Source organism: Gordonibacter sp., from assembly GCF_036667095.1.
In the GTDB taxonomy this organism is placed as follows: Bacteria; Actinomycetota; Coriobacteriia; order Coriobacteriales; family Eggerthellaceae; genus Gordonibacter.
Genome location: NZ_JAVWUP010000021.1, coordinates 1 through 25,668, shown reverse-complemented (window position 1 = coordinate 25,668; position 25,668 = coordinate 1). Strand labels below are relative to the sequence as shown.

Genomic DNA, 25,668 nt, shown 5'->3' with positions numbered 1-25,668 from the left:
GGCTGCACCTGCCCCGTTTGCGCGGATGCTTGCGGGCAGGTCTCCAGACCGGTTTGGGGTTGCGCCGGGGCCTGCGCGCGCTCCGCACCCTCCCCCTCGCGCAATCGCGCGACGAACGACTCTCGCGCTGCATTCACCAGGCCCGAGGCAGATGCGTATTGCTCGAGGCACCCCGCTTTGCCGCATGAGCACGGCTGCGTTTCGGCTGGATTCACGCAAAGGTGGCCGAACTCCCCCGCAGCCCCGTGTGCGCCGGCAAGCAACCGGCCCCTCACCATAACGCCGGCGCCGATACCCGTGCCCAGCGTGACAAACGCCACATCGCTCTCGTCTAGATCGCTTGACGAACCGCACCAACGGTCGCCAAGCACCGCAGCATCGGCATCGTTCAGTACGGCCACGCGCGCCTTCGGGAACAGGCTGCGCAAAAACGCCTTGTACGAACGCAGGTCCAGGTCGAGATGAGGGCACATCTTCAGCGACTCTTCGGCCGCTATGGCGCCGGGCACCGCCAAACCGACCGCAGCAACCTGTCCCGCATTGATGTCGCTTTGCCCGAGGAGCACCCCGACCTCATCTGCCAGCTGCCCATGCGACCCGTCGTCAAGCACGCGCTGCGATCCAAATACATGGCTCGCCACCAGCCTGCCGTCCACCTTGAACGCGCCGATCTTCGTGCTCGTGCCGCCCACATCGATGCCCAGCACGTACTGCACGGGGTCGCCCGGGGCCTCCTCTTCCGCAACTTTGGCATTGGCGGCTTTCCTGTCGTCCGCCTTCTTTGCGCCGAACCAGCGCTTCGGGTCGATACGGCTGCCGATAATGCCGCGAGATGCCAGCATGACCAGCACAAACACAGCCACAGCATCGATGACCTTGTCGGCGAACAGCACAATCACCACCGCCGGAACCCCCGACAAGCCCAGAGTTCCCAGCGCGTCGTAGTAAAGCTGCTGCGTAGGGGTGCTCAAAGCGCCGCCGTACAGCGAGAACGTCAAAATGCAGGATATGAGGCCGCCAGCACCTACCAGGAACAATGCCGCCCATCCCAAGGACTTCGACGTAATCTTTTTTCCGCGCGCGAACAGAACACCGAACACGAGTGCGGCGATAGCGCCCATGCCGGAATACAGCAGATTGCCCGCATTGCCGAACTGGATAGCCTGAACAAGGTTGTTGACGAAAGCGATGATCAGGCCAGCCGTAGGTTCGAGCAAGATCGCCGCCAGAGCCGTACCCACCGTGTCCAGCCAAAGCGGCGTGCCGAACGCCACCGAAACGGCATACAGCACTTCGTTCGTCAAAAGGCACGCCGCCATGGTCGCCGCGTAGGCAACCATCTTGGGATGTGCTTTCAGGTAGGCGCGCACGCTGCCGTACGAACGGGGATTACACCCCTTGAACGGCTTCTGGCAGTGCAGCTCCTCGGGGCGGAAGTATCCTTCGCGATTCTCCTGTGACCGGCGTATCTGCTCAAGGAAACCGCCGGTGATAATGCCGGCGGGAAGAGCGATGATGGCAATGCCGAACAACGACGAAACCATCGAGATAAACTTGCCCAGGTCGGTAACGGGATACACATCGCCATAGCCGACGGTAGTCAGTGCCGTGGTGGCCCAATACAGCGCATCGAAGAAGTTGTCAAACGTGTCGGGTTCGTTCACGAACATGATAAGCCCGCTGACGAAGATGTACATGAGCGCCACCACCAGCACCGACAGCAGCGTGTTCTTCTCGGAGCGGAACACGTTGGCTACGATGGTGAGGTTCTTGGAGTAGCGGAACATCTTCGTAACGCGCAGCACCCGCAGGAATTTGAACGTTTCGGGCAGCACGCCCAACGACGGCAGGATAGCAAGCAGGTCGATGATGGCAAGCGGCGAGAAAGGGTACTTGGCGAATTCCTTCCAGCCCTTCTTCCCCGTCTTGATATCGTGCGTAGCCCAACGCATAAGATAGTCGAAGCACAGGATGTACACCGAGACCACGTCCACCATGTTCAACACGGCGGTCAACCGCGGACCTGCATCCTGCGGGCGGAACATCAACGGGATAATGCTGAGGAACGCGATGGCGACGATAAAGATATCATAGGCATGGCTGACACGGTCACCAGGCCGGGCGCGCTGCACGATTTGGAATATTCGCTCTCTCATGATGGATGCCAGTTTACCGTAACCTCCGAAGGGAGCGGCAGAACAGGGCCCATATCAAACTTCAATTTTACGTTGAAGGCATCGCTCGGTATTCGCGAAGAGCAGCTTCCCCTTTTTTTGAACCAGGAGACAAGCAAGGAGCGAGAGCCTCGACAGGGATACGGTAGCCCACATAAGGGATACTGCCGAAGCGGCCATGGTAGTCAGACCCGGACGTGCACGCGAGATGGTAGCGCTCGGCCAGGTCGGCGCAGCGGGCGTGGTCGGCGGACGCATGGTCGGGATGGTGGCGCTCGATACCGCCGAGGCCGCACGCTGCCAGCGCGGGGACCAGGTCGTAACTGTCCAGTTGACCGGGGTGAGCCAGCACGGCCAGCCCGCCGTCCTCCACAATGGCGGCCACCGCGTCGCGGGCATCGACGTAGGCGATATCACGCTCGCAGATGCCGCCGTTCTTGAACAGGCGGCGATAGAGCGTGCGATAGGCGGCGCTTGCGTAGGGCTCGCTCGTAAGCGCCGCCATGAGATGCTGTTTGTACAGGCAGGTGGAAGCCTGGCCGAGCGCTAAAGCGCGCTCGGCATCGATCGCGTAACCGGCCTCGACCAGGCGGTCGAGCTGCCCGAGCGAGTTCGCACGACGGCGCTCGAGCAGCGGGGCACAGAGCGCGGCGAGCGCAGGCGCGTCCTCGTGCACACCCAAGCCCAGCACATGCACCTTGCGCTCGCGCCGGGCATCCCAGGCGCTTACCTCGATGCCGCCCACCACCTCGACGCCGAAGCGAGGGCCAAGCGCAGCCGCTGCGTCGAGCCCTGCCGTCGTGTCGTGGTTGGTGAACGCAACGCGTGCAATGCCCCGAGCCTGGGCTTGGGCCAGCACCTCCTCGAAGGTATCGGAGCCGTCCGAAAACGTTGTGTGCACGTGGAGATCTGCGATCACGCCATCATCCCTTCCTGCATGTTGAACTCATGATCGCAAAGGCCTTCCATAAAGGCAAGGTCGTGGAAGATGCCCAACATGGTGGTGCCCTCGCCTTTCAGCTGCTCGATAAGCGCGCGTACCTTCAGCTTCGAGGCATCGTCGAGCGAGGCAGTGGGCTCGTCGAGCAGCAGCAGGCGCGGGCGCTTGATCATGGCAGACGCGATGTTCAGGCGCAGCTTCTCGCCACCCGAGAACGTGCGAGGGTACAGCTCCCACAGCTCCTCGTCCAAATCGAAGTGGCGCAGCATGCGCTCGGTTTCGCGCTCGGCCCGCTCGCGCTGATCGGCACCGTAGGCCTCGAGCGCGCTGGCCAGCACGATACCGTAGGCCGTTTGGCGCGGCAAGGCGTTCAGGAACTGCGACACGTAGCCCAGCTCGTAGGAGCGCAGGTACAGCATCTGGCGCTGCGTGGCCTGCGCCAGATCGAGCACGCCGAAACGCGCCGAGTCGTACAGGATGCGACCGCGCTCGGGCAGGTTCGTGCGCCAGATGCAGCGCAGGATGGTGGACTTGCCGCTGCCGCTGCGCCCGGTGATGCCCACGAACGCGCCCGGCTCGAGCGAGAACGCGATGTCCTGGCACCCCTGGATGCGCCGGTCGACCCGATGCAGCAGAAACGACTTCGACAGCCCCTCGATCTCCAACAATGCCATGACTACACCGCCTCGGCGGCGCAAGCGCTTGCGCCACACGGCACAGACGAGACAGCCGTCGCTTCAACCGGGAAACGCCCTTTGCCGCCCCAAGCAGCCGGCTCTCGCACGGCCTCCGGTATTCCACGGCCGACGAGGGCGGCATACCGATCGCCCCTTGCAGTTTCGTCCCTATCGCGTCCGTAGCCGCTGGGCTGGTCGGGATAATGCGAGCGGAACACGGAATGCCCGCCCACGAATGCGCGGGTGACTACCGGCATGGTGCGCGCAGACCCGTCACAGGCGATCTCGCGCACTAACAGCACGTCGCCGCGCTTCCCCACTGCCAGCGAGCCCACTTCGTCGGCGATGCCGGCAGCCTTCGCCGGGTTGATGGTGACCAGCGCGAAGGCCCGCGCTATATCTAATCCGCACTCGTCACGCAGGGCGAACACGGCATCGAGCAGTGCCGCCGGGTAGTAGTCGCTGCACAGCACGTCCACCGCACCGGCCGCTACGGCCTCACGTGCGCTCAGGTTGCCAGAATGGCTGTGCCCCAGCATGACGTTCGGAGCACCGGCCACGGCATGCATGCCACGGGCGCGGGCCTCGCGGGCCACGTCCAGCGAGATGGGGAACTCGGAGATGGTGGCCTCCAAGCCGTCCATGAACGCCAGTTTCTCGGCGCTCTCGTCGTCATGGGAGGCGATGGAGATGCCGCGCTCGCGCGCCACGGATGCCAGTGAGGAAATCTGGGCGTAGGTGAGCTTCTCGCTTTCCTGCTGCTGGCGGACGATGCCGCGCACCTCCTCATCGGTGACGTCGCGGTATCCCTTCAGCGTCTCGCCGAATATCAGCAGGTCGCGATACTGCCCCTGGCCAGGCGTGTGATCCATGAACGACACCAGATCTACTTTGCCGGAGCGCAGAAACACATCGATGGCATCGTAGAGGTCCACGGAATCAAGCTCGATGCGCAGGTGCAGGCGATGGCGGATCAGGTGGTCGCGCTCCTCGCCCGTGCGCAGACCGGCCACCCGGTCGATAAGCGTACTGACGTTGCCGAAGTCGCGGATGGGCTTATGGTCGAAGACGTGTGCGCCATATACCGACAGGGAGTGGAAAATGGTGGTGATACCGTGCGACACCAGCTCGCGGTCGGCCTTGTACAGCGACGTGTTCAAGTCCATGACCACGCTCGGACGCGGCGAGGCCACGTTCTCCACGTAGTCGGAGTGAATGTCGATAAGGCCCGGCACCACATAGGCGCCGCGCGCATCCACGATAGGCAGCACACCCGCCGTGGCATCGGGCTGCACCTCGAAATCGTAGGCACCGGTCGGCTCGATAGCCGCAATGCGCCCGTCGATGACGACCACGTCGCAATCGGGCCGTACCTGGTCGGCGCACACCACCGTGCCGCCGCGGATGATGCAGGAGCTGTCGTTCATGAAGGTCCTTTCAGCTAAAGCAGCGAGTAAACCAACTGCTGGGTGTATGAATGTTGCGGGTCTTCCAGTATCTGGTCGGTCAGGCCGGCCTCAATGACGCGGCCGTCCAGCATGACGAACGTGCGGTCGGCCAGCATGCGGATGACGCCCAAATCGTGGCTCACCACGAGCATGCTCACGTTGAAGTCGCGCCTGATCTGCTGAATCAGATCGAGCACGGCCGCCTGGACCGACAGGTCCAGCCCGGTGGTCACCTCGTCGAGCAACAGGATGGGCGGGTTGTTCGACAGCGCTTTGGCAATCTGCACGCGCTGCTGCATGCCGCCGGAGAAGTTGCGCGGCGGCTCGACGGCGCGCGAGAGCGGAATATTCACGCGCTCGAGCAGCTCCTCGCCACGCGAGCGCATGGCACCTACGTTGCGGCTGCCCGCCGCGATCATCTGCTCGGCAATGTTCGACAGCGACGAGAAGTCCATACGCAGGCCCAGGTAGGGGTTCTGGTACACCATGCCGAACACCGTGTTGCGGATGGCGCGCTGCTGCTGGGGCGACAGGCCCAGCAAGTTGGCAGCACCTCCGTCGAAAGGCCGGGCGCGCACGTCGCCTTCGGTAGCCAGCTCATCGAAGAACAGGCACTTCATCAGAGACGACTTGCCGCTTCCCGATTCGCCCACCACACCCACGATCTCGGCAGGAAACACGTCCAAACTCACATCGCGCACGGCATGCACCGTGCCGCAGCGCGGGCACACGTTGCTCTCGAGCGGAGTACCCGGGGCCAGACAGTGCGGACAGCCCGCACCGAAGCGCTTGGACAAATGGCGCACGGACAGGCACGGCACCTCGTCGGCGCCGTAGCGCTGCGCATCAAGCATGAGAGCTTCCTTTCTGGAAGTCGCTGGACGAACGGAACGTCAGCGGGGGGGCTTCTGGTGCCGAAGATTGCGGTGAAAAGCCGACGAAGCGTGCTTCCGCACGTGAGGAGGCCTTGGAGCCGCAAGATTCGGCACCAGAAGCCCCCGCAGCGTCGACTGGTTTCGTCGGCTGGCAAGCCGACGAAACACAGAACGCGGTGTCGTTGCACTGGTGGCGCACGGCACCGGTGGCCTCGTCCACCAGCTCGTCGAGGTAGACGCCCTCGGCACCGCACAGATGGCAGCGTTTGCCGTCGAAACGCTCCGGCGAGAACGGGTAGTCCTCGAAGTCGAGCGGCTTCACCTGCGTGTAGGGAGGCACGGCGTAGATCTTCTTCTCGCGGCCCGCACCGAGAAGCGTCAGGTGCTCGGCCTGGTGCAGTTTGAGGTTGTCGAAACGAGGAATGGGCGAGGGTGCCATGACGTAGCGGCCGTTCACCTGCACGGGATGGTCCGCCCCGGTCGTAGTCATGTCAAAGCGCACGATCTGGTCGAACAGCTCCAACCAGGCCCCGGTGTAGTCGGCCTCGGCATGCAAGCGCTTGGTGGCCGCCTCGCTGGGCTCGAAACTGCGCAACGGCTCAGGCGTGGGCACTTGCAGCACCAGCACCTGGTCGCTGCGCAGCGGGCACTCGGGAATGCGATGGCGCGACTGTATGAGCGTGGCTTCCTCGGTCGCGTCGGTCACTTCCACGTCGGTGGTGTCGACCACGAGCTTCTTGATGTTCACCGCGTTCACGCTGTCGTCCGATCCCTGGTCGATGACCTTCAGCACATCGCTGCGACCGATGACGGCCAGCGTGATCTGCAAGCCGCCCGTGCCCCAGCCACGGCCGATAGGCATTTCGCGCGACGCAAACGGCACCTGGTAGCCAGGGATGGACACGCCCTTGATAAGCGCACGGCGGATCTCGCGCTTCGACGCCTCGTCGAAGAACGCGTAGTTATAGCGCTGCTGCATTGCAGGCCTCCTTTGATTCCAGCGCAGCCGCAGCCGCCTGATCGGCAGTGCGGTCGGACGCTGGGTCGATGACAGCCGTATCGCGCGTGCCGCGCACGCTGGAGAGTTTCGACTGGAACGTCACGTAATGCGGCAGCTTGAGGTGCGAGATGAACCCCGTAGCCTCGACGCCGTCCACGTGGTAGAGCACGAACTCCTCATCCTCGGTGGGATAGCGCACCTCGTCAGAGTCCAGGCAGCGGTCGAGCACGCTCATGGCGATGGCCTTCGTCTCGGCACGGCCGAACACCAGGCCGTAGCCTACCGCGAGCGACAGCGCACTAGCTTGGCCCGAGGCAAATGCTGCGGCATCGGACGAAGAGCCGCCCTCGTCCATGAACACGCTTTCCACCTCGCACAACGGCACCGACCCTAGATAGTAGGCATCTTCCGGGCCTCCCGGCGAGAGCGGATGGTCCACCGCCACGGCGGCACGGCCCTGCCGCAGCTCGCCCACCGTGGGATGCGCCGGGCCGAAGCCGCGAATGGCTGCGTAACCCAGCGCCTCGACCGCCTGGGTCATGCCACGCGCGAGCGTCTGCAAGCGCACGGAGCGAGGTGCGGGAAACGTAAGCGGGACCATCGTGGCGTCCACGGGTTCGCCGTCGTCGTCGGAGACGTGGGCGACCAGGCCTTCGGCGCGCAAGTAATCCAGCACGCGCGGCAGGGTGCCATCCGAACGCCCCGCCGCGTCTCCCTCCTGAGGAGAGGCAATCTCGGCAAAGTGCCGCGCCAGCTCGGCGCGCTTGTCGGCCAATTCCTCGGAGCCTTCCGTCTCCAGGTCGAAAGCCAGCAGACGATGGCTGTAGTCGCGCGTCGCGCCGAGCACCTGGCCGCCGGGCACGTCCTTGAACGCAGCCGAGATGCGCCTGCTTATGCGCAGCTCGGCGGTATCCACCGGACGCGAGACGTAGGGGCGCTCGAGCGTGGAGCGAAAGGCGCGCAGCAGGAACACCGCCTCGTCGGGCGAACCCTGGGCCTGCTTGAGCGCAAGCGCCGCCAAGCGCGGGGCATAGAGCGACGCCTCGCCCATCACCTGGTCGATAAGCTCGGGGAACGTGTGCTCGATCTCATCGGTGCCCCATGCTGCCGACGAACGCACGCGCTCGAACTCCAGCAGCTTGAGGCTCTCCTCGATGGCGATGCCGCCGCCGCGCACTGCAACGTAACCCATCTAGCACACCTCCCCTGCCGCCACGAACGCCGCAGCGCCAAGCGTAGGGGCCACTCGCGAACTGCGAGGAAGGGCCACCAGATGCCCTTGCGCATCCACCAACACGATTTCGATGCCGCAGGGAAATTCGTCGCCGCGCGCCGCACGGGCAGAGAGCCAGCCCAGGCGATCCACCGCAAACCGGTTCACGTCCTTCACGCCCGGACCGTGCACCTCGACAACCTGCAACGCCGGACCCGCGTCGGCCGCCCCTTCCTCGGCTGCCGCCACATGCGCGCATCCCAAAAGCACCGTCGCGCCCTTTTCGGGAGCGACGAGCGTGCCGCGACACGCCTCGACAATGCATTCGGCGACTACCTGCTCGTCGGCACGTCGCGGCACGATGACGAAATCGGCCTCGCTCACCGCAACCCGCAGCGCGTGCGTCTCGCTGGTGATATAAGCCGAAGCAGCATCGGTTTCCGCATCGGCCACGCAGAACGTGACGGCTTGATCCACGAACAGTTTCACCAACGTCTCCAGCGCGCCGTCGAGCGCAACCGGCCGCGCCGCCTTGTCCTCGGTCGGTTCGATCAGATGCAACGTCCCCGGCTGCGCAAACGCATCGAGCACGCTGCGAAAAGCCCGCTGCATCTGGTGCAGCTCGGCACTCTCTGCGATCATCATGCTGTTTCCACCTTCATTGTCGAAAAATCAACCTTCGTCGCTGCGACCAGGCGCGCCTCCTCGGCCTCGCGCTCCTCGATACGGTCGAGCGCCTCGCGCAACCGGGCATCCCAGCGCGCCGAACGCGCAGGCCCACCTGCCCCGGCAAACGCCGCATCGGCCACCGCTAGCTCGTAAGCGCGGCACCGGTCGCTGCCCAGCACCAGCCCCAACCCCACCGCTTCGCCTATGCGCACGCGGCACGAGGTCATCAGCGCCTCGCCCAGGTAGAACAAGCTGCGTTGCGCCGTCTCGCGCACCTTCACCATGACCAGCTCCTCGCGCGGTTCGTCGAGCACCTCGATAGCGCCCGCTCCCACTTCGTCCTCCACCTCGCACACCAGCGACCGAACCAACGTAGGGTCGCCCTCCACCAAAGCCCGCGTCCGCTCATATCTTTTCATCGATCGAATGCTCCTTACTTGGAAATCAATGCTGCACGATGTAGCGTTTGCGCAGGCGCGTGGCAATAACTTCCAGCACCACCGCCACCGCCAAGCACAAGTACACGATCAGCCCGACCTCGTGGATGTTGTAGTAGAAGCTTCCCGCCAAGAACAGCTGGTAGCCGATGCCGCCCGCCCCTGCCACCGCGCCCACCGCAACGGCGTTCACGAAGTTGATCTCGAAACGGATGAACGTCCACGACAGCATCTCGTTCACCTTCTCGGGCACGATGCCCTGGAACACCACCTGCCACCATGAAGCCCCGCTCGCGCGCAGCGCCTCGATCACGCCTGCGTCCACTTCCTCGAAGGCCTCCGAGTAGGCTTTCACCAGGTAGGCCACACTGTGGAACAGCAGGCCCACGACAGCAGCTTCAGGTCCCAAACCGATAGCCACGGAGAACACCAGCACCCACAGAATGGTCGGCACCGCACGAATCACGGACATGACCACCTTGATGGCGTTGCTCGCGCCTTTGCTCGACAGGTTGGATGCCGCAAGCAGCCCCAACACGAAAGCGATCACCGCACCGATAAACGTGGTCAGCAAGGCCAGCGCCAATGAGACGAACAATCCCTCTATCACCTCGGGCAGCGTGAAGTGCCCGGCGAGGCCCGGCTGCAGCATCATAGTGACGAAATCGCCGGCGGCCGCGCCCAGCGCCTGGAAGAAGGGAACCTTGCCGTAATTCATCGTAACCAGCGCGAACACGCTCACCAAAGCAAAGAGGCCCAGCGTCAGGCCCAATACAGCATTGGACCTGTTGAGAACATGGGCCTTGATCTTGCCGGAACGCGCCAGCCGCGCGCCGCGAAGACCGCCCGCTATCTGATCGGCCGTCATAGGATCTGCCTCCTCACGTAGTTCGACACCAGCTCGCAGGCAATGCATACGGCGATGATGGACAGCACCACCAACCCCGCAACGTCGTAGCGGAAGCTCTTGTAGTACACGTCGAACACGAACCCGATGCCGGTGCCCGTCAGAATGCCGATAAGCGTGGCATCACGAATGTTCGTCTCGATCATGTAGAGCACCCAGCTGACCACGGCGGTGATGCTCAGCGGCACCACGGCCTGCGCCACGATCTGGCCGTAGCTGGCTCCAGCCGCGCGCAGCGCCTCCACCGGACCCGCGCTCATCTCGTCGATGCTCTCTAAAAAGCAGCGCGTCAGATACCCGAAACTGGTAAGGAACAAGGCGAAGAACCCGGTGAACTCGCTTTGCTTAAACGAGAACAGCAGGATGAATGCCCAGGCCACCACGGGGATGTTGCGGAATAGCGACGCTATGCCCCGCACCACAAAAGACACGGGGCCGCCAATGCCCACCGTACGGGAGCCCAGCACCGCGCATATATAAGCCAGCACCGCCGCCGTGCAACTGGAGGCAATGGAGGCCAGGATGGTCGATCCCAAGGCGGGAAGGATGGTGCCGAGCTTTTCGAGAGAGGTCAGGGAGGGAACGAACTGCGTCACCATCCACACGAGCCCGCCGGGGACCTCGAGGATTGCTTGGAGAAAATCGAAGCCGACATACGTGCCGGAAACCGCGCCCAACGCCACGAACACCAGCGCGGCAGCCGCAAGGGCAAGCGTGCGCCTGCGGAAGAACGACCCGTCGTAGGTACCGCGCGCCGCAGTGCGCCGCAGCGCAGTCGGCAACAAGCGCGAACCCTTCATCGTACGCTCCGTCATGCCGCATCCTCCTTCGAAACACAGGAGGCATCGAGGCGATGCGCGGCCTCGACCGAACGGCTATGCTGCATGCTGCCGGAAGCCAAAGCATCGCCGCCCTCGTCCGTACCGTAGATAGCGGCAATCGCCTCCGCATCCAGATCGCCGGGCGCGCCGTCGAATACCAGCTTGCCGCCCTTCAATCCCACAATGCGATCGGAAAACTCGAGTGCGAAATCAACCTGGTGCAGGTTCACCAGGCAGGCGATGCCCAACTCGTCGGCCGCCCAGCGCAAGTGCTCCATGACCGTGCGCGACGACTTGGGGTCGAGGCTCGCAATAGGTTCGTCGGCCAAGATGAGCAGCGGGTCTTGCACCAGCGCACGCGCAATGCCCACGCGCTGCTTCTGCCCGCCGGACAGCTGGTCGGTACGCGTGTAGGCGAAATCGGCCAGACCGACCTGTTCCAGTATCTCGAACGCGCGGCGCTTCTCATCCTCACGGTAATGGCCCAGCATGCCCGCAAGCGCAGGTCGGTAGCCCAGTCTCCCATGCAGCACGTTCTCGATGGCCGTTGCGCGATACACCAGGTTGTAGTGCTGGAACACCATGCTGATGCGACGGCGCGTCTGACGCAGCTCGCGTCCGCGCTCGCGCGTCACGTCGCGGCCGTCGAACACGACCGAGCCCTGCGAGGGGTCGATAAGCCTGTTCACGCAGCGCAGCAACGTGGACTTCCCTGCGCCCGACGAGCCGATGATGCTGACGAACTCGCCGCGGCGCATCTCCAAGGAGACGTCGTCGAGAGCCTTCGACCAGCCATCGTAGCTCTTCGACACGTTCTGCAGGTCCAGCAACCGCGCTCCTTGCCACGTGGCGCTCGCCGCCGAGCCGGAGGTTACACAGGCAGTCTCCGGCTGAACGGCAGGGGGATAAGCCGTTCCCATTACGCCGCGCCACCCAGTTTGCGAACAGGCTCGTACCAGTCGTCGGTCGTCTTCACAAAGCAGGTCTTCTCGGAATCCTTCTCGAAGATGCCCTTGGCGTTCTCGTCATCGGGGTCCACGAAGATCTTCGGGTCGTCGGCGACCTTGCTCGAGCAGAAGTAGTCGACGATCTTCGTGCGCTCGTCGTCGGAAAGGGCTTCCTCGTTGAAGCAGATGGGGGCGTTCAGAACCGGCGTGATAGCGATGATGGCGAACTGCTTGCCGCGCACGGTGTCGAAGGGAGCCGCAGCGTCGGCCTTGGCCTGATACACCGCACCTACCGAATTCGCCTTGCCGGACACCAGGTCCAGGTACATGTCCACGTCCACGTCGTCAAATGCGGCGGCATCCACATCGCCCGACAGCAGGTTCACGGCAGAACCCTGGTGCGAGTTGCCGAACAGCACCTCGGAGAAGAACTTGCCGGCTTCCAGCAGCTCGTCAGAGCCGCTCAGACCGAACTCCTCCACAATGCCGCTCGACGGCACCTTGAACCCCGAGGTTGACGTAGCCGACACAAACGAGAACGCCTTGCCTTTGATGTTCTCGATGGAGTAGCCGCTGCCGCTCTGGTACTGGTCGGCGTTCTCGGCAGCCACGCAGATGCGGCTGTAATAGCACGCGCCGTCCAGCTTGCCGTCCTCGTCGCTATTTGTAAACGCAGCCAGCACCTTGGCATTCTTCTTGTTGGCTTGCACGTAGCCCTCAGCACCCAGCAGCGCCATCTGGGCCTTGCCCGAAGCGATGGCCTCGATAGCCACGTTGTAGTCGGTCGTGGTCAGCAAGTTCGCCTTGCGCCCGCACGCCGCGGTAATAGCAGCACCGATGGCCTCACGCGACGACGTGAGATCGGCCGACGAGTTGTCGGGCAGCCACACCATCGTCAACGGATCGGCTGCGGCAGCAGCGCCGCCTGCGCCCTTGCGGGACTCAGCGCCCGCCGCCGCACCAGAACCACCGGCCGCGCAGCCCGTCATCATGCCGAACATGCCCGCCAGCGCAATGGTCGCACTGCCTGCCAGAAACTGCCTTCTGCTCAAAAAGCCCTCTGCCATCGATCCGTTCCTTTCTCATGTTCCCGCAGATACGGGATCGCATACGATTTCAAGCGGTCCGCCGCACAAGCCGATGCCCTTACGGCACCAAACGGCTCGAACCGCGACGCGATCAATCGTAGAAAAGGAACGTAAGGATGCGCTCAAGCGCGCGTAAAGAAGCCCCCAAGTTCAGGCAAAGAAACGGTCAACACCGCCACAAAAGCACGTAAAAGACCAGATAGAGGCTACTCTGCTTGCTTGGCGGCGCTTGTCAGATCGTCGAACAAGCGCGCAAGCTCGCCTGCGAACACGCTGCCCTTCAAGCTGAGGAAGGTGAGTTCGTGCTCGATGGCGCGCCCCGCCAGAGATATGCGAGCAAGCTGGCCGGATACAAGCTCGCGCCGTACGGCAGCCTCGTACAGAAACGAGATGCCGTAGCCGCCTTCGACCAGCACTTTGATGATGTTGATGCTCTCGACCTCCGTAACGCGCGCAAAGCTGTCTACCGACAGGTTCCGCTCAGCCAGGGCGTTCACCAGCACGGCGCGTGTTCCCGAACCTTGCTCGCGCACCAGCACATGCTGTTCGAGCAGGTCGTCGAAGCGCAGGGGCTTCTTGCCTTGGGCAAGCGGATGGCCCGCAGCGCACACTGCCACCATCCGCTCGGTACCGAACACCCGCCAATCGTAGGCGCTTCTGTCGAAAACACCCTCAACCAGGGCGCAGTCTATCTCCCCTGCTCGCAGCTGCTCTAGCAAAAAGCCGGTGTCGCCCGAAGAAATGCGCGCCTGCACGTCCTCGTGGACGGCAAGGTAGACTGGCAGCAAAGGCGCCAAGACGTATTCGCCTGCCGTAAGCGTCATACCGATGCGGAGGCTGCGGCGCAGGCCCGTCATCGCGGCAATGGATTCGCGCAACGTATCCTCATCGTGCGCCATCGTAGCGGCAGCTTCGCGCAGCAACTCTCCTGCCGTCGTAAGGGAAAGCTTCTTGCCCCGGTACGCGAACAGTTTTGTACCGTAAGATTTTTCCAAGAAAGCAATATGCTGGGAGACCGCCGGCTGCGTGATATTGAGCGCTGCTGCCGAACGGGTATAGTTCAACGTGCGGCACACGTTGAGAAACGTGGCCATCCGGAAATCTTGCATAGAAGTCCCTTCATCTCCTCTACATTAGTGTTCGTTATCGTAACATAAAAATATATAATTTTTCTTTTTAGTGAAAGCCTGCCAAAATATATTCGGACGAACGAGAAGACAAAACCGAAAGGCACGTTTCCATGCGCGACATTATCGAGAAAGTTCCCATTCCTACCGCAGGCGTCGCCTTGGGCCTTGCAGCCCTGGGAAACCTGCTGCAGCCCCTCAGCGAGGTTGTGCATCTTACCTGCGGCATAGCCGCCCTGATCCTCGTGGCGATGCTTGCCGCAAAAATTGTTCTGTTCCCTCAAATGATCCGCGATGACCTGCGCGATTCCATCTTGGCCAGCGTCAGCGGCACGGTGTTCATGGTGCTTATGCAGCTGTCCACGTACCTCGCACCGCTCGCCTACTACCCCGCCTTCGCGGTGTGGGCGGCAGCCGTCATCGCGCACCTGACGCTGATAGCATGGTTCAGTGTGCGGTTCTTCGCGCAGTTCAAGCTACACGAAGTGTTCCCCACCTACTTCATCTGCTACGTGGGCATTATCGTGGCTTCGGTCACCGCGCCGACATTCGGCATGCAGTTCGCTGGTTTGACGCTGTTTTGGTTCGGGTTCGCGTGCTATCTCGTACTTCTGGGGCTGGTGACCTACCGCTACGCCAAGCACGAGATTCCCGAGGCGGCCCGTCCGCTGTTCTGCATTTACGCCGCGCCTATGAGCCTCTCCCTCGTAGGCTATCTGTCGGTGTCGCCCCAACCCAGCATCCTGTTCGTAGCCGTGTTGGCCGTGTTGGCGCAAGCACTGTTCACCCTGGTGCTCGTGCACCTGCCGAAGCTGCTGCGCCTGAAGTTCTACCCCAGCTATGCGGCTATGACCTTTCCGTTCGTTATCACGGCCACTGCGCTTGGAAAAGTTGTCGCTTTTTTCAGGGCGAATGGCACGCCGTTGCCGTTTGCCGTCGATGTCGTGTTCTACCTGGAGACGGCTTTCGCCACCATCATGGTGTTGTATGTGCTGGGCCACTTCCTGCGCTTCTTCCTCCACCGCATCGACCTTCCGCAAAGCGTCGCCGTGCTGCAGGAGAACGCTCAGATCTCACGCTTCTCGGAGAACTTCAAGGACTAGCCCGTCAGCTGCCGAGTTCCGCCCCCTCCCATACCAAGGTCATAATGCTATGCGGCGCAATCTCGATACGCGCCACCGCAGGACGCTCGGCCACCTCGAAGCGCACAGGGCGGCTGCAACGGTTCATCGCCACAACCACGCGTTTCCCGTCGGGCCGCAGGAAGCCGGTGCATTCCAGCTCGTCGGAGAAACGCGAGACCAGGAAACGCCGCGACCCCGGCACGATGAAGCGCGAGAAGTGTCCAAGGTAGTAAAACGAGCGGTTCACCACCAGCTCGCCCGCTTGCCGGTCGTACATGAGCGGCGCCTCGCAGAAGTTGCGCGCATGATTCGGGCCGCCGCGCTCGTCGAGCAGCAGGTTCCAATCGATGAACCCGCACGCCCCCGCCTCAAAGCACCCCATAAGCGCATGGCCATACCGCTCGGCTTTACGCTCCTGCGTAGCCGCATCAACGCCGTCGCGGGAGTACTCGACGCACCCCTCGGTAAATAGCAGCTCTTTATCGGGATAGGCCTCGGCAACAGCACGCACCTGTTCGAAGTGGTCGCCCGCGTACCAGTGGAACCCCACACTGCCGAAAGCGGCATTCGCCTCCGAATCGCCGAACACCGCCTCGACGCGGTCGAGAAGGCGGTCGGTATTGTGATCCCAGGCGCACAGCCGCACGTCCTCATGACCCGCCGCATCCAACGCCGGGCGCAGGTAATGCGCGGCGAAATCGGCTTCCTCCCCCGCAGTGAATAAGCAGGAATCCCACACTTGCGCCGCCATCGGCTCGTTCTGGACGCTCATGCGGCCGATACGCACGCCCTCTTGCGCATACGCGCTCACGTAGCGCGCCAACAGCGCAGCCCATGGCGCGTAGCACGAGCGACGCAAGCGACCGCCGGCGTTCATCATACGGTTCGTCTTCATGAACGCCGGGGGACTCCATGGCGAGGCCAGAATCTCAAGCGTGGGATTCACCGCCAACCCGCACTGGATGAACGGCAGGAGCAGCGTACGGTCGCGATCGAGGGAGAATGTCTTCAGCTTGCGATCAAGCGGCTTGACGTAAGCGTAGTTGCCCAGCGCGAAGTCGCAGCTTTGGATGTGCGTGCGGCAGAGCGTGTAGGCATTGCCCCCACTTGCAAGGTCGCCGGAACAGCCTCGCGATGCGCTGCTGCCCCCCTCGGCGCCTCCGAAGCACAGCTGGACGAACCGGTCCTGCACGTCTTCTGGCATACCCGCGAACACGTAGGCCCCCGCTTCGGTAAACGCGCCACCGAACCCGGAAATGCGCTGGTACATGCGGTCGGGCCGACACACCACCAACTCCATCTCGGCGCGCTCACTGCGATGGAAGCGCGCCTCGCTTGGCTGGAAGGCACCGTGGGCATCGGTAAGGTAGGCATGCATGGGTTCTCCTTCTGTTTCTGCACCTCGCACCTAGGGCGACGAGCCAATCGCGTCGCGCAACGACGAACGCGCCGACGAGCGGCCCCCTGCGCAGCGATCACGTGCCGCGACGGGCGAACGCGTTATTTTTCGCCTTCGGGCTCCAACGCGCGCGCCAGTATCTGCATGCGCGCCTCCACGTCTTCGATGATGCGGCTGCAATCCTTCAGCTCGTCGTTGGAATCGATGCCCGGCACCTCGCTCACGGTCTTGTACTTCAAATCGTGCTCCAAGCTGGCCCAGAAGTCCATGGCGATGGTGCGCAGCTGCACCTCTACCGGAATGAACTCCTTGTTGTCCAGGAAATACACGGGGATGCGCACGATAACGTGCAGGCTGCGATACCCGTTGGGCTTAGGATGGGCGATATAATCCTTCACCGTAACGATAGTCAGATCGTCTTGCTTGCGCAGCAGTTCCAGCAGGTTGTACACGTCGTGGATGTAGGAGCAGATCACCCGTACGCCCGCAATGTCCATGATGTACTTTTCCATGTTCGCGAGCGTCGGTTCCTTGCCGTAGCGGCCCAGCTTCTCGAAGATGCTCACGGGGTTTTTGATGCGTGACTCCACATGATGGATGGGATTGCGGTGCTTTTTGAGGTTGAGGTCCTGATCTAGAATCTCGAAGCGCACTTCCATCTCGCGCATGGCAGCTTGGTACTTCTGGATGATCTCGCGGGTCTTGGATTCCATCTCGCGAAGACGGCCCAGCTCGTCGAGAGGTGCGCGCAGATCGTCGTTTGCGCTGAACAAGACATGGCCGACAACATCGCCGGACGTCTCTCCCACCGCAAGTGGGCGGTCGGACACCGGGCGCGACGCATTTCCCATCATTCTGCTCCTTGGCGACGGTTGTAGATTCCGTTTCATAGTACCCGACCAGACCGGGAGAAAACGGCCTCTCCATCCGATCTTGCTCAAATCATCAGATGCTCGTAAGGGTTCTGACAAGAGGGCTGGCACCTGCCAACCAGTCCCAACCGGGCTCTCGCGGCATATGGTATGCTGGCTTAAGGGGATGCCGGGTGCCATGAGGGAGTTCGGCGAGGTGCCTGCAGCATAGAGGCCTGCTATCCCGAGAACGCATGCAGGCAGATGCGGTCCTTGCCGGAGCGCTTTGCCCGGTAAAGAGCTTCGTCGGCCTTAATAAAGACATCGCGATAGGTCCGGTCGTCGGGCTGCGTCTCGTACACACCGACGCTCACCGACAGAGGCTGGCCCATGCCGTTTTCGCGCACCGCAGAAACCTGAAGCCTTACCTGTTCAAGCTTATGCACAGCGGTCTGCACGTCGATGTTCTTGAGCAGAAGCACGAACTCGTCGCCGCCGACGCGTCCGAGGATGTCGCTCTTGCGGAAACAGGCACGCAAGATGCCGCCCACCTCGTGTAGAAGCATGTCGCCTTGGATATGCCCGCAGGTATCGTTCACTTGCTTGAAATCGTCGATATCCATTACCACGCACACGCTGTGCCCGCGCACTTCGGCATCGGCCAACGCCGCGACTATCAGATCCTGCGTAGCCGCATGGTTGTTCAAGCCCGTCGCAGCATCGTATTCGGCGCGGAATCGCAGAGCCCGTTCGTCGTCGATGTTCTCGATGAGGCCCACCAGGTGCCACGCGCCCGCATCATCGTGCGCCACGAACATATCGGCGCGGTACCACGCATACCCTCGCCCATAATAGTCCGCCTGGTACTCAACGCTCATCTCGTTTTCCCCGGCGCGGGCCCGCTCGAACATGCCACGCACGGTCTCGATGCTATCGGCATGCACGATACCTGAGCGAACCGCAGACATCGTCTCCAAATAATGAGGGATAACCTCCTCCTCGGTCCCCTTCCCCGCGCGATCGAGGTAGAACAGCACGGTATCGAGCTCTGAATCGTAGTCGAAGCTGATCTTGCGCGTCGTCTCGATAAGACGACGATAGCGCTCGCTTTGCCACGCGCTCTCGTGCCGGCTGCGCTCCTCGGCTTCAACGAGTTCGGTCACGTCTTTGTTGCAGCACAGCATACTCGTGTCCGATACCCGCAGAATCGTGCTTTGGCGCCAGGTGGTATCGTCGTCCACTTTCAGCCGGTAGGTGAAGCTCAGAGGTTCTCGCCCGTCGCTCTGACTGCTTTCTTCGAGCATTTTCTTGAGATGGACCCGATCGGCTTCGAGCGGAATGTACGGCATCAGGCGAGCAAGCGCATCGACAAGCGAAATCGTGGCACCGCCGCTCGGAAGCGTGGACGAATAGAGCATACGGAACGTATCGTGCACGCGATCGAATTCGAAAATTTCCTCGTACACCGTGCACAGCACCGCCGCGTAGCGCTGCATATCCGTCTCATGGCGTTGCCGCTGCCCGTTCACGTAGTCGCTGAAAGTGTGCGCGAACTGCGTATCCGCGCTCCAAAGATCGGTTGACCCCTCCCCCGGCCCTTCGGAAAGGGGTCGGCATATCTCCTCGGACAGCCCACCAAGGAACAACTCCTCGAACGCTTCGAGCGCAATCGGACGCGAGAACAGGTAGCCCTGCATGTATGTGCAGCCGATACTTGCCAGATAGGCAGCTTGCTCGGGCGTTTCCACCCCTTCGGCAATAGTAGGCAGGTCGAGCCAGCGCGCCATGCGCACGACCGACGCAAGGATCAACCCGCCTCGCGTGCTTTCGCGCGCGTCGAGAAACCCCATATCCAACTTCAGCACATCGATAGGCACGTCCTTCAGCGTATTGAGCGAGGAGAACCCACTGCCGAAATCATCCATCTCTATCTGAAAGCCGGCCTCTTGCAGCTTCGCCACAATACCCACCAACTGCACCGGTGCCTCCGTGTAAGCCCCCTCGGTAATCTCGATATGCAGCATGCCTTTCGGGATGGCATACTTTGCGATCAGGCCGCACAGCTGCTCGCAGAGGTCCTCTTGGTAGATGTCGATGCGCGACAGGTTTACCGACAGACGCGGAGTGCGCTCAAGCCCGTATCGGTCGATCCATGCGCGCAGGCATTGGCACGACTGTTCCCATATATAGTGGTCGAAATCGTAAATAAGGCCGGTACGCTCGAATACGGGAATGAACTCGAGAGGACCCAAAAGCCCTTTCACCGGATGGTCCCAGCGCGCAAGCACTTCGGCGCCGATCATCCGTTTCGTCGCATAGCTGTACTGCGGCTGGAAGAACAGCGGGAACTGACCCTGATCAAGCGCCGTCGCCATCTCCCCGGCAAGTTCCTGCTCCTTGATCACGGAGTCGCGCAGCGTCTTGTCATAGAAGGCGTACTTGCTACTGTCGGCGCTGCTCTTCGCCGAACGCAGGGCAAGCAGGGCACGGTCGCACATAAGGCTGACATCGAGCTCGGGGTCGTCGATAGCGAAGATGCCCAGGCGCACGAAGAAGGTGAAGTCCTGACGATACGACGTAAACCAATCATCAAACAGCGCCAGTATGCGATCGGGATCGAAAGCACTGCGCGGAAGACAGCTTACAAAATGGTCGGCACGCAAGCGTGCCGCAACGGCATGTTCGGGCAGAGCCTTGCGTATAACGGCGCCCACAGCAGCAAGCAGCTGGTCGCCCGCCGCAGTACCGAACCGGTCGTTGTAGACCTTGAAGCGATCGATATCGCCGTACACGAGCACGTAGCGCTCGTCAGGGTGCGCGGAAACCAGCGACTGGGTTTTGGCGCTGAATCCCCTCCTGCTTAGCAGGCCGGAGAGCGCATCGAAATCAGGTGAGAGAGCTGAACGCCCCCACCCCCGTCGGTTTTTTTCAACGCGGCATCTTCTGCGCCTCCAGTTTTCCATACAGGCCGCATCGCCCTCCTCGCATTCCCCACGTCAGTTCGATGATGCATGAAACCACAGTCTACTGCTCCTCTGCGCAATGCGCCACCAAAAGTGAGACGTTCAACAATCGTTCAACAATCGTTCAACAATCTAATGGGTCAACGGATGCCCCCCCAGCGACTACCTCAGGCGCTCTTCTTCTTTGGCCCGGACCCAAAGGGATTCTCGCTCGGCAGCCGACAAGTCCTCGACGCGGCAGCCCTGCGCCCAAGCGGCACCTTCCATGAAGGCCCAGCGGCGACGGAACTTGGTGCAGGCCGTGCGCAGGGCGCGCTCGGCATCGATGCCCATGCGGCGGGCGACGTTCACCAGGGAAAAGAACACGTCGCCGCACTCTTGCTCGGCATGCGCCACCGCGCGGGCGGCTTGCCCGGCATCGCCTTCGAACAGCGCATCGGCGTCCATTTTGCCGTTGGCGGCCTTAGGAGCCGCCGCATACGCCTCCTCAAGCTCGGCGATCTCCTCATGTACCTTGGCCCATACATCCTCAAGCGTATCCCACTCGAAACCGGCAGACGCTGCCTTGCGCGATATTTTCTGCGCCTGCATCAGCGCAGGGAAGCTCGTGGGAACTCCGTCCAGCAAGCCGGGACGAGACGCGCATGCATCGGGCACCTCCGTCGATCCGGCGATAGCTTCCTTCTCGGCCAGCTTCACCTGGTCCCACAGGTCGAGCACCTCAGCAGCGCTCTCGGCTTGCGCCTCACCGAACACATGCGGGTGGCGGCGGATCATCTTCGCGTTCACGTCGGCACACACGTCGTCGATGGTGAACTCGCCCGCGTCGGCGGCGATCTGGCTTTGCAGCACCACCTGCAACAGCACATCGCCCAACTCCTCACGCAGATGCGCGGCATCGGCCGCCTCGATAGCGTCGACCGCCTCGTAGGCCTCTTCGATCATGTTGGAGGCAATGCTCCCATGCGTTTGGGCTCGGTCCCACGGGCAGCCCCCAGGCGCCCGCAACGCCGCAATGGTAGCGACGAAGGCATCGAAATCGGGGTGGTCGCCAGTAGTGCGTCTTGCTTGCTCTGAGATCATGGTCGGGCCCTTTCTTCCCACGTTTGCTTGCAGTATACCGCTCGCCCTTACAAGCACGTGCGAATGCGCTACACTCTCACGAAAGCCATCGGACGCAGAAGGAGCACGTCGTGAAGGGAACGCAGGCAGCAGCCATCGCCGCACGCGTAGCCGTGGCGGCTGTGTTTATCGTCAACGTGCAGTGTGCGCTGTCGTTCGTGCTGCAACCAGCCGCCTTTGCGGGCAGCTTCGAGCTGGCCGGCGCTGGCATTGCAGGCGAGACGGCCGTGCGCGGGCTGGGGGTTGCCTTCCTTATGTGGAACGCTACCTATCCGGCCGTCATCGCCAGCCCGCGTCGCTTCCGTGCGCTGTACGTCGTCGTACTCGTCCAGCAAGCCATCGGGCTCGTGGGCGAATCGATGATCCGGCTCGGCCTACCAGCGGGGCATGCGGACCTTGCGGCCAGCATCGATCAGTTCGTCGCCTTCGATGCCGCAGGCCTCGTGTTCATGGCGGGTACGTTCGCCGCCTTGCTCGTCGCCGATCGAAGGACTGCGCGCTGTGCGACCGCCGACATTCGATCCGAAACGTGACGCATCGGCCGAACACATGGTCTATACTGGGCATTCGCTGAAACCAACCTATCCGAACGAGGAGAACACCATGCCATCGGAGGCATCCCAAACGAACCCAAACGAACCCGCGCAGCTCTCTTCGGCCGCGCTGGGGCAGATACTCGCGTTCCAGCAAAACGAAGTGACGGAGGCCGTGGTGTACCGCCGCATTGCCGCCTGCACCAAAGAGGAGGGCAACCGCAGCACCTTGCTGCGCATCGCTGACGAGGAAGCACGCCACGCCGAGATCTGGCAACGCTACACCGGACGGACCATGAAGCCCGAGCGCGGCAAAGTGGCCCGCTACTCGCTGATTGCGCGTGTGTTCGGCTTCACCTTCGCCGTCAAGCTCATGGAGAGGGGTGAAGCCAAGGCACAGGTGTCCTACGAGGAGCTGGCACGCGAGGTGCCCGAAGCGCTCGATATCCGCGCCGACGAGGAAGCGCACGAGCACGCCTTGTTGGACATACTGGACGAAGAGCGCCTCGGCTACGTGGGCAGCATGGTGCTGGGCATGAACGATGCGCTGGTGGAGATGACCGGCACCTTGGCGGGCCTCACGCTCGCCATGCAGAACACACGTCTTATCGCATTGTCAGGCTTGATCACCGGCATTGCCGCTACGTTGTCGATGGCTTCGAGCGAGTACCTCTCCTCCAAGACCGAAGGCCGCTCCGACGCTTTGAAATCGGCTGCCTACACCGGCGTCACCTATTTGGTGACGGTGACGCTGCTCATTTTGCCCTACCTGCTGTTCGACGAAGCCCATTACCTGTGGGCACTGGGCACCATGATCTGCATCGTGCTGCTTATCCTGGTGGTGTTCAACTACTACCTCTCGGTAGCGCAAGACCTGTCCTTCAAAAAGCGGTTCGGCCAGATGGCCGGCATCAGCCTGGGCGTAGCGGCGCTGTCGTTCGTCATCGGCATCGTGGTGAAGATGTTCCTAGGCGTGGACGTATAGGAGGAACATGGACCGTCACCTTTCCGCAATCTGCCAATCCCCCCTCTTCCGCGGCATTCAACCCGACGAGGTGGAGGCGATGCTGCGCTGCCTGGACGCACGCCAGCGCACCTACGCGAAAGGCTCGACCGTGTTCCATGCGGGAAGCGCGACCACCTGCATGGGCCTGGTACTAGAGGGGGCCGTGCGTCTGGAGAACGTGGACTACTGGGGCAATCGCACCATTCGCGCTTCCGCAGGCCCCGGCCAGACGTTTGCCGAGGTGTACGCGTGCGAACCCGGCCTGCCGCTGGACGTGAACGTCGTTGCCGCAGCCGATGCGACGGTGCTGTTGATGGATGTGGGCAAGATCACCACCCTGTGCTCGTCGAACTGCGCGTTCCATGCAACGCTCATCCGCAACCTGCTGGGCGCCGTGGCCCAACGCGCCTACACACTCACGCGCAAAATAGAGCACGTCTCGAAGCGCACGACGCGTGCTAAGCTGTTGTCATACCTCTCCGATCAGGCGAGAAGTGCCGATTCCCCCCGCTTCGTCATCCCTTATGACCGACAAGAGCTGGCCGACTACCTGTCCGTCGAGCGCAGCGCCATGTGCGCCGAGCTGTCTCGCATGCGCAAGGACGGCATCATCGACTACCAGCGCAACCAGTTCGAACTTATGCAGAGGAGCCCCCTATGATCGATCCGCGCACCGCAGCCCTGCTTGTCATCGATATGCAGAACGGGTTCATCGACCCACAGTCGGCACTGTGCGTGCAGGGAGCGGCCGCTACCGTGCCAGCCTGCTCGCGTGCGCTTGTCCAAGCCCGGGCACTGGGCATGCCCGTTTTCCACGTGGTGCGCTCTTATGCAGAGGATGGCTCGGACGTCGAAGCCGTGCGCCACGACCGGTGGGCACAAGGCGGCAAGCCCGTTTCGGGTGCCTGCGCGAACCCGCATACGATGGACGAACCCCGCGCGCTGGCCCCCCAGCCAGGCGATCGCATTATCGTGAAGCCCCGCTTCTCGGCGTTCTTCAACACGAGCCTGGACAGTGTACTGCGCCGCCTGGGCGTAACCACGGTGGTGCTTATCGGCACAACCACGCCCAACTGCATTCGCACAAGCTGCTTCGATGCGCTGTCGCTCGACTACAACGTGGCCGTCATCGAAGACTGCACGTCATCGCGCACGCCTGCCGTGCAGGCCGCCAACATCGAGGACATGGCCCACATCGGCGCACAGGTAATCACCTGCGCCGCCTTCTGCGAGCAGGGGCTGGACGACTTGCGCGATGTGGCGGGCGAGGTAGAGAACTTCGTGCGCAGCGTGGCAGCTGCGCAGATCGCGCGGAACGAAGACGGGGCATGGAGCGTACGGGGAGCGACGACACGCCCTCGGCGCTGCCAGCACGGCGAAGCAGGCGACCGGGGAGAATCTCGATGATCGTAGCGGTCGAAACCCTGGACGACCCCCGTCTTGACGCTTTCGCACGCCTGACCGAGGCGCAGCTGCGCAGCAAGCTGGAACCGGAGCGGGCGCTGTTCATCGCCGAATCGGGCAAAGTGATCGAGCGCGCGCTGGAGGGCGGCATGCAACCGCTGTCGCTGCTCATGGAAGCAAAGTGGCTCGAAGCGCTGGACCCACTCCTCGCGCGCATCGAGCGCGACCACCCCGAGGTGCCGGTATTCGTCGCCCCCCGCGACGAGCTGTGCAAGCTCACCGGCTTTGAGCTGACACGCGGAGCACTGGCCGCCTTCCGCCGCCCCCCACTGCCCAGCGTGGCCGCAGTGGTGGCCGGTGCGCAGCGCATCGCCGTATTGGAGAACATCACCAACCACACGAACGTCGGAGCCATCTTCCGTTCAGCCGCAGCGCTGAGTGTGGATGCCGTGCTGGTCACCCCCGAATGCTACGACCCGCTGTACCGCCGCGCCGTGCGCGTATCGATGGGCACCGTGTTTCAAGTGCCGTGGACCCGCATTGGAGGGGAAGCCGGCCCGGGACGCGGGCGGGGCACCGACCCGCGCAATGCGGCCGACTGGGCGAGCGAAGGCGTGCCGCTGCTGCACGAACTGGGATTCGCCACGGCAGCTCTGGCGCTTTCCGACGATTCCATCTCGCTGCGCGACCCCCGGCTGAAAGCCTACGACAAACTGGCTATCGTGCTGGGCACCGAGGGCGACGGCCTGTCGGCCTCCACCATCGCGCACTGCGACCACACCGTGCGCATCCCCATGGCCCGCGGCGTCGATTCGCTCAACGTTGCCGCCGCCAGCGCCGTGGCCTTCTGGGAATTGACGGCACCTTAAGAAGCAGCTGCATTCCTGACCCACACGGCTCGATTCTTGCTTGATTCTTGCCGGAATTCCGCTTGATCCCAGAC

General features: G+C 62.6%; 24 protein-coding genes. 6 read left to right on the top strand and 18 right to left on the bottom strand.

Translation table 11 applies throughout. From position 1 onward, the window contains the following. The 14 genes from RR842_RS03910 to RR842_RS03845 form a co-directional block, all read right to left on the bottom strand. The coding region (locus tag RR842_RS03910; protein ID WP_332729023.1) for an ROK family protein at window positions 1–2,156 on the bottom strand (2,156 nt) is incomplete at its 3' end. 67 nt (window positions 2,157–2,223) lie between these two features. Then, the gene (gene phnPP, locus RR842_RS03905) at window positions 2,224–3,093 is read right to left on the bottom strand and encodes a phosphoribosyl 1,2-cyclic phosphate 1,2-diphosphodiesterase (RefSeq protein WP_332710728.1); all 870 of its coding nucleotides are present in this window, start codon (window positions 3,091–3,093) and stop codon (window positions 2,224–2,226) included. Further along, a complete protein-coding gene (locus RR842_RS03900) occupies window positions 3,090–3,788 on the bottom strand; it encodes an ATP-binding cassette domain-containing protein (RefSeq protein WP_332512852.1) in 699 nt (232 codons plus the stop codon). Before RR842_RS03900 ends, phnPP begins: the two co-directional genes overlap by 4 nt. A 2-nt stretch (window positions 3,789–3,790) precedes the next feature. Continuing rightward, window positions 3,791–5,218, bottom strand: a complete 1,428-nt coding sequence (locus RR842_RS03895) for an alpha-D-ribose 1-methylphosphonate 5-triphosphate diphosphatase (RefSeq protein WP_332729022.1) — start codon at window positions 5,216–5,218, stop codon at window positions 3,791–3,793. A gap of 14 nt (window positions 5,219–5,232) precedes the next feature. Then, the gene (locus tag RR842_RS03890) at window positions 5,233–6,093 is read right to left on the bottom strand and encodes an ATP-binding cassette domain-containing protein (protein WP_332512856.1); all 861 of its coding nucleotides are present in this window, start codon (window positions 6,091–6,093) and stop codon (window positions 5,233–5,235) included. Continuing rightward, window positions 6,086–7,093: an alpha-D-ribose 1-methylphosphonate 5-phosphate C-P-lyase PhnJ gene (locus RR842_RS03885; RefSeq protein WP_332729020.1), complete on the bottom strand. Its 1,008-nt coding sequence runs from the start codon at window positions 7,091–7,093 to the stop codon at window positions 6,086–6,088. Before RR842_RS03885 ends, RR842_RS03890 begins: the two co-directional genes overlap by 8 nt. After that, entirely contained in the window at window positions 7,077–8,306 is a 1,230-nt protein-coding gene (locus RR842_RS03880; protein ID WP_332512858.1) for a carbon-phosphorus lyase complex subunit PhnI, read from the bottom strand. Before RR842_RS03880 ends, RR842_RS03885 begins: the two co-directional genes overlap by 17 nt. Continuing rightward, on the bottom strand, window positions 8,307–8,972 hold the full coding sequence (phnH, locus tag RR842_RS03875; RefSeq protein WP_332729019.1) for a phosphonate C-P lyase system protein PhnH: 666 nt from the start codon (window positions 8,970–8,972) through the stop codon (window positions 8,307–8,309). Next, window positions 8,969–9,415 (bottom strand): phosphonate C-P lyase system protein PhnG, encoded by a 447-nt coding sequence (gene phnG, locus RR842_RS03870; RefSeq protein ID WP_332553282.1) that lies wholly within the window; start codon window positions 9,413–9,415, stop codon window positions 8,969–8,971. Before phnG ends, phnH begins: the two co-directional genes overlap by 4 nt. A gap of 25 nt (window positions 9,416–9,440) precedes the next feature. Then, window positions 9,441–10,301, bottom strand: a complete 861-nt coding sequence (locus RR842_RS03865) for an ABC transporter permease subunit (RefSeq protein ID WP_332517939.1) — start codon at window positions 10,299–10,301, stop codon at window positions 9,441–9,443. Then, complete coding sequence (locus tag RR842_RS03860) at window positions 10,298–11,155, bottom strand: ABC transporter permease subunit (protein ID WP_332565440.1); 858 nt, start codon at window positions 11,153–11,155, stop codon at window positions 10,298–10,300. The genes RR842_RS03865 and RR842_RS03860 overlap by 4 nt, the downstream gene beginning before the upstream one ends. Next, window positions 11,152–11,991: a phosphonate ABC transporter ATP-binding protein gene (phnC, locus tag RR842_RS03855; RefSeq protein ID WP_332553279.1), complete on the bottom strand. Its 840-nt coding sequence runs from the start codon at window positions 11,989–11,991 to the stop codon at window positions 11,152–11,154. The genes RR842_RS03860 and phnC overlap by 4 nt, the downstream gene beginning before the upstream one ends. 89 nt (window positions 11,992–12,080) lie before the next feature. Next, on the bottom strand, window positions 12,081–13,175 hold the full coding sequence (locus RR842_RS03850; RefSeq protein WP_332517937.1) for a phosphate/phosphite/phosphonate ABC transporter substrate-binding protein: 1,095 nt from the start codon (window positions 13,173–13,175) through the stop codon (window positions 12,081–12,083). Between the two features lie 227 nt (window positions 13,176–13,402). Further along, window positions 13,403–14,305: a LysR family transcriptional regulator gene (locus tag RR842_RS03845; protein ID WP_332729018.1), complete on the bottom strand. Its 903-nt coding sequence runs from the start codon at window positions 14,303–14,305 to the stop codon at window positions 13,403–13,405. Window positions 14,306–14,436: 131 nt separating this feature from the next. On the opposite strand from RR842_RS03845, the gene RR842_RS03840 reads away from it, so the two are divergent. Then, the gene (locus RR842_RS03840; RefSeq protein WP_332729017.1) at window positions 14,437–15,426 is read left to right on the top strand and encodes a TDT family transporter; all 990 of its coding nucleotides are present in this window, start codon (window positions 14,437–14,439) and stop codon (window positions 15,424–15,426) included. Window positions 15,427–15,430: 4 nt separating this feature from the next. Here RR842_RS03840 and RR842_RS03835 read toward each other — a convergent pair whose 3' ends face one another. From RR842_RS03835 to mazG, 4 genes are all read right to left on the bottom strand, one after another. After that, on the bottom strand, window positions 15,431–16,825 hold the full coding sequence (locus RR842_RS03835; RefSeq protein ID WP_332729016.1) for a glycoside hydrolase family 30 beta sandwich domain-containing protein: 1,395 nt from the start codon (window positions 16,823–16,825) through the stop codon (window positions 15,431–15,433). Between the two features lie 122 nt (window positions 16,826–16,947). After that, complete coding sequence (locus RR842_RS03830; RefSeq protein ID WP_332729015.1) at window positions 16,948–17,697, bottom strand: (p)ppGpp synthetase; 750 nt, start codon at window positions 17,695–17,697, stop codon at window positions 16,948–16,950. Between the two features lie 239 nt (window positions 17,698–17,936). Then, window positions 17,937–20,660, bottom strand: a complete 2,724-nt coding sequence (locus tag RR842_RS03825; protein ID WP_332729014.1) for an EAL domain-containing protein — start codon at window positions 20,658–20,660, stop codon at window positions 17,937–17,939. A 162-nt stretch (window positions 20,661–20,822) separates the two neighbouring features. Beyond that, complete coding sequence (gene mazG / locus RR842_RS03820; protein ID WP_332553272.1) at window positions 20,823–21,743, bottom strand: nucleoside triphosphate pyrophosphohydrolase; 921 nt, start codon at window positions 21,741–21,743, stop codon at window positions 20,823–20,825. Window positions 21,744–21,853: 110 nt separating this feature from the next. Between mazG and RR842_RS03815 the strand changes: the two genes are divergently transcribed. From RR842_RS03815 to RR842_RS03795, 5 genes are all read left to right on the top strand, one after another. Further along, window positions 21,854–22,315: a hypothetical protein gene (locus RR842_RS03815; protein ID WP_332553271.1), complete on the top strand. Its 462-nt coding sequence runs from the start codon at window positions 21,854–21,856 to the stop codon at window positions 22,313–22,315. A gap of 70 nt (window positions 22,316–22,385) precedes the next feature. Beyond that, a complete protein-coding gene (locus tag RR842_RS03810; RefSeq protein WP_332517666.1) occupies window positions 22,386–23,300 on the top strand; it encodes a VIT1/CCC1 transporter family protein in 915 nt (304 codons plus the stop codon). 7 nt (window positions 23,301–23,307) lie between these two features. Then, window positions 23,308–23,982 carry a Crp/Fnr family transcriptional regulator gene (locus RR842_RS03805; protein ID WP_332729013.1) on the top strand — a complete coding sequence of 225 codons (675 nt, stop codon included), beginning with the start codon at window positions 23,308–23,310 and terminating at the stop codon, window positions 23,980–23,982. After that, window positions 23,979–24,728 carry an isochorismatase family cysteine hydrolase gene (locus RR842_RS03800; protein WP_332722066.1) on the top strand — a complete coding sequence of 250 codons (750 nt, stop codon included), beginning with the start codon at window positions 23,979–23,981 and terminating at the stop codon, window positions 24,726–24,728. The genes RR842_RS03805 and RR842_RS03800 overlap by 4 nt, the downstream gene beginning before the upstream one ends. Further along, on the top strand, window positions 24,725–25,594 hold the full coding sequence (locus tag RR842_RS03795) for an RNA methyltransferase (protein ID WP_332512290.1): 870 nt from the start codon (window positions 24,725–24,727) through the stop codon (window positions 25,592–25,594). The genes RR842_RS03800 and RR842_RS03795 overlap by 4 nt, the downstream gene beginning before the upstream one ends. Window positions 25,595–25,668 lie beyond the last annotated feature (74 nt).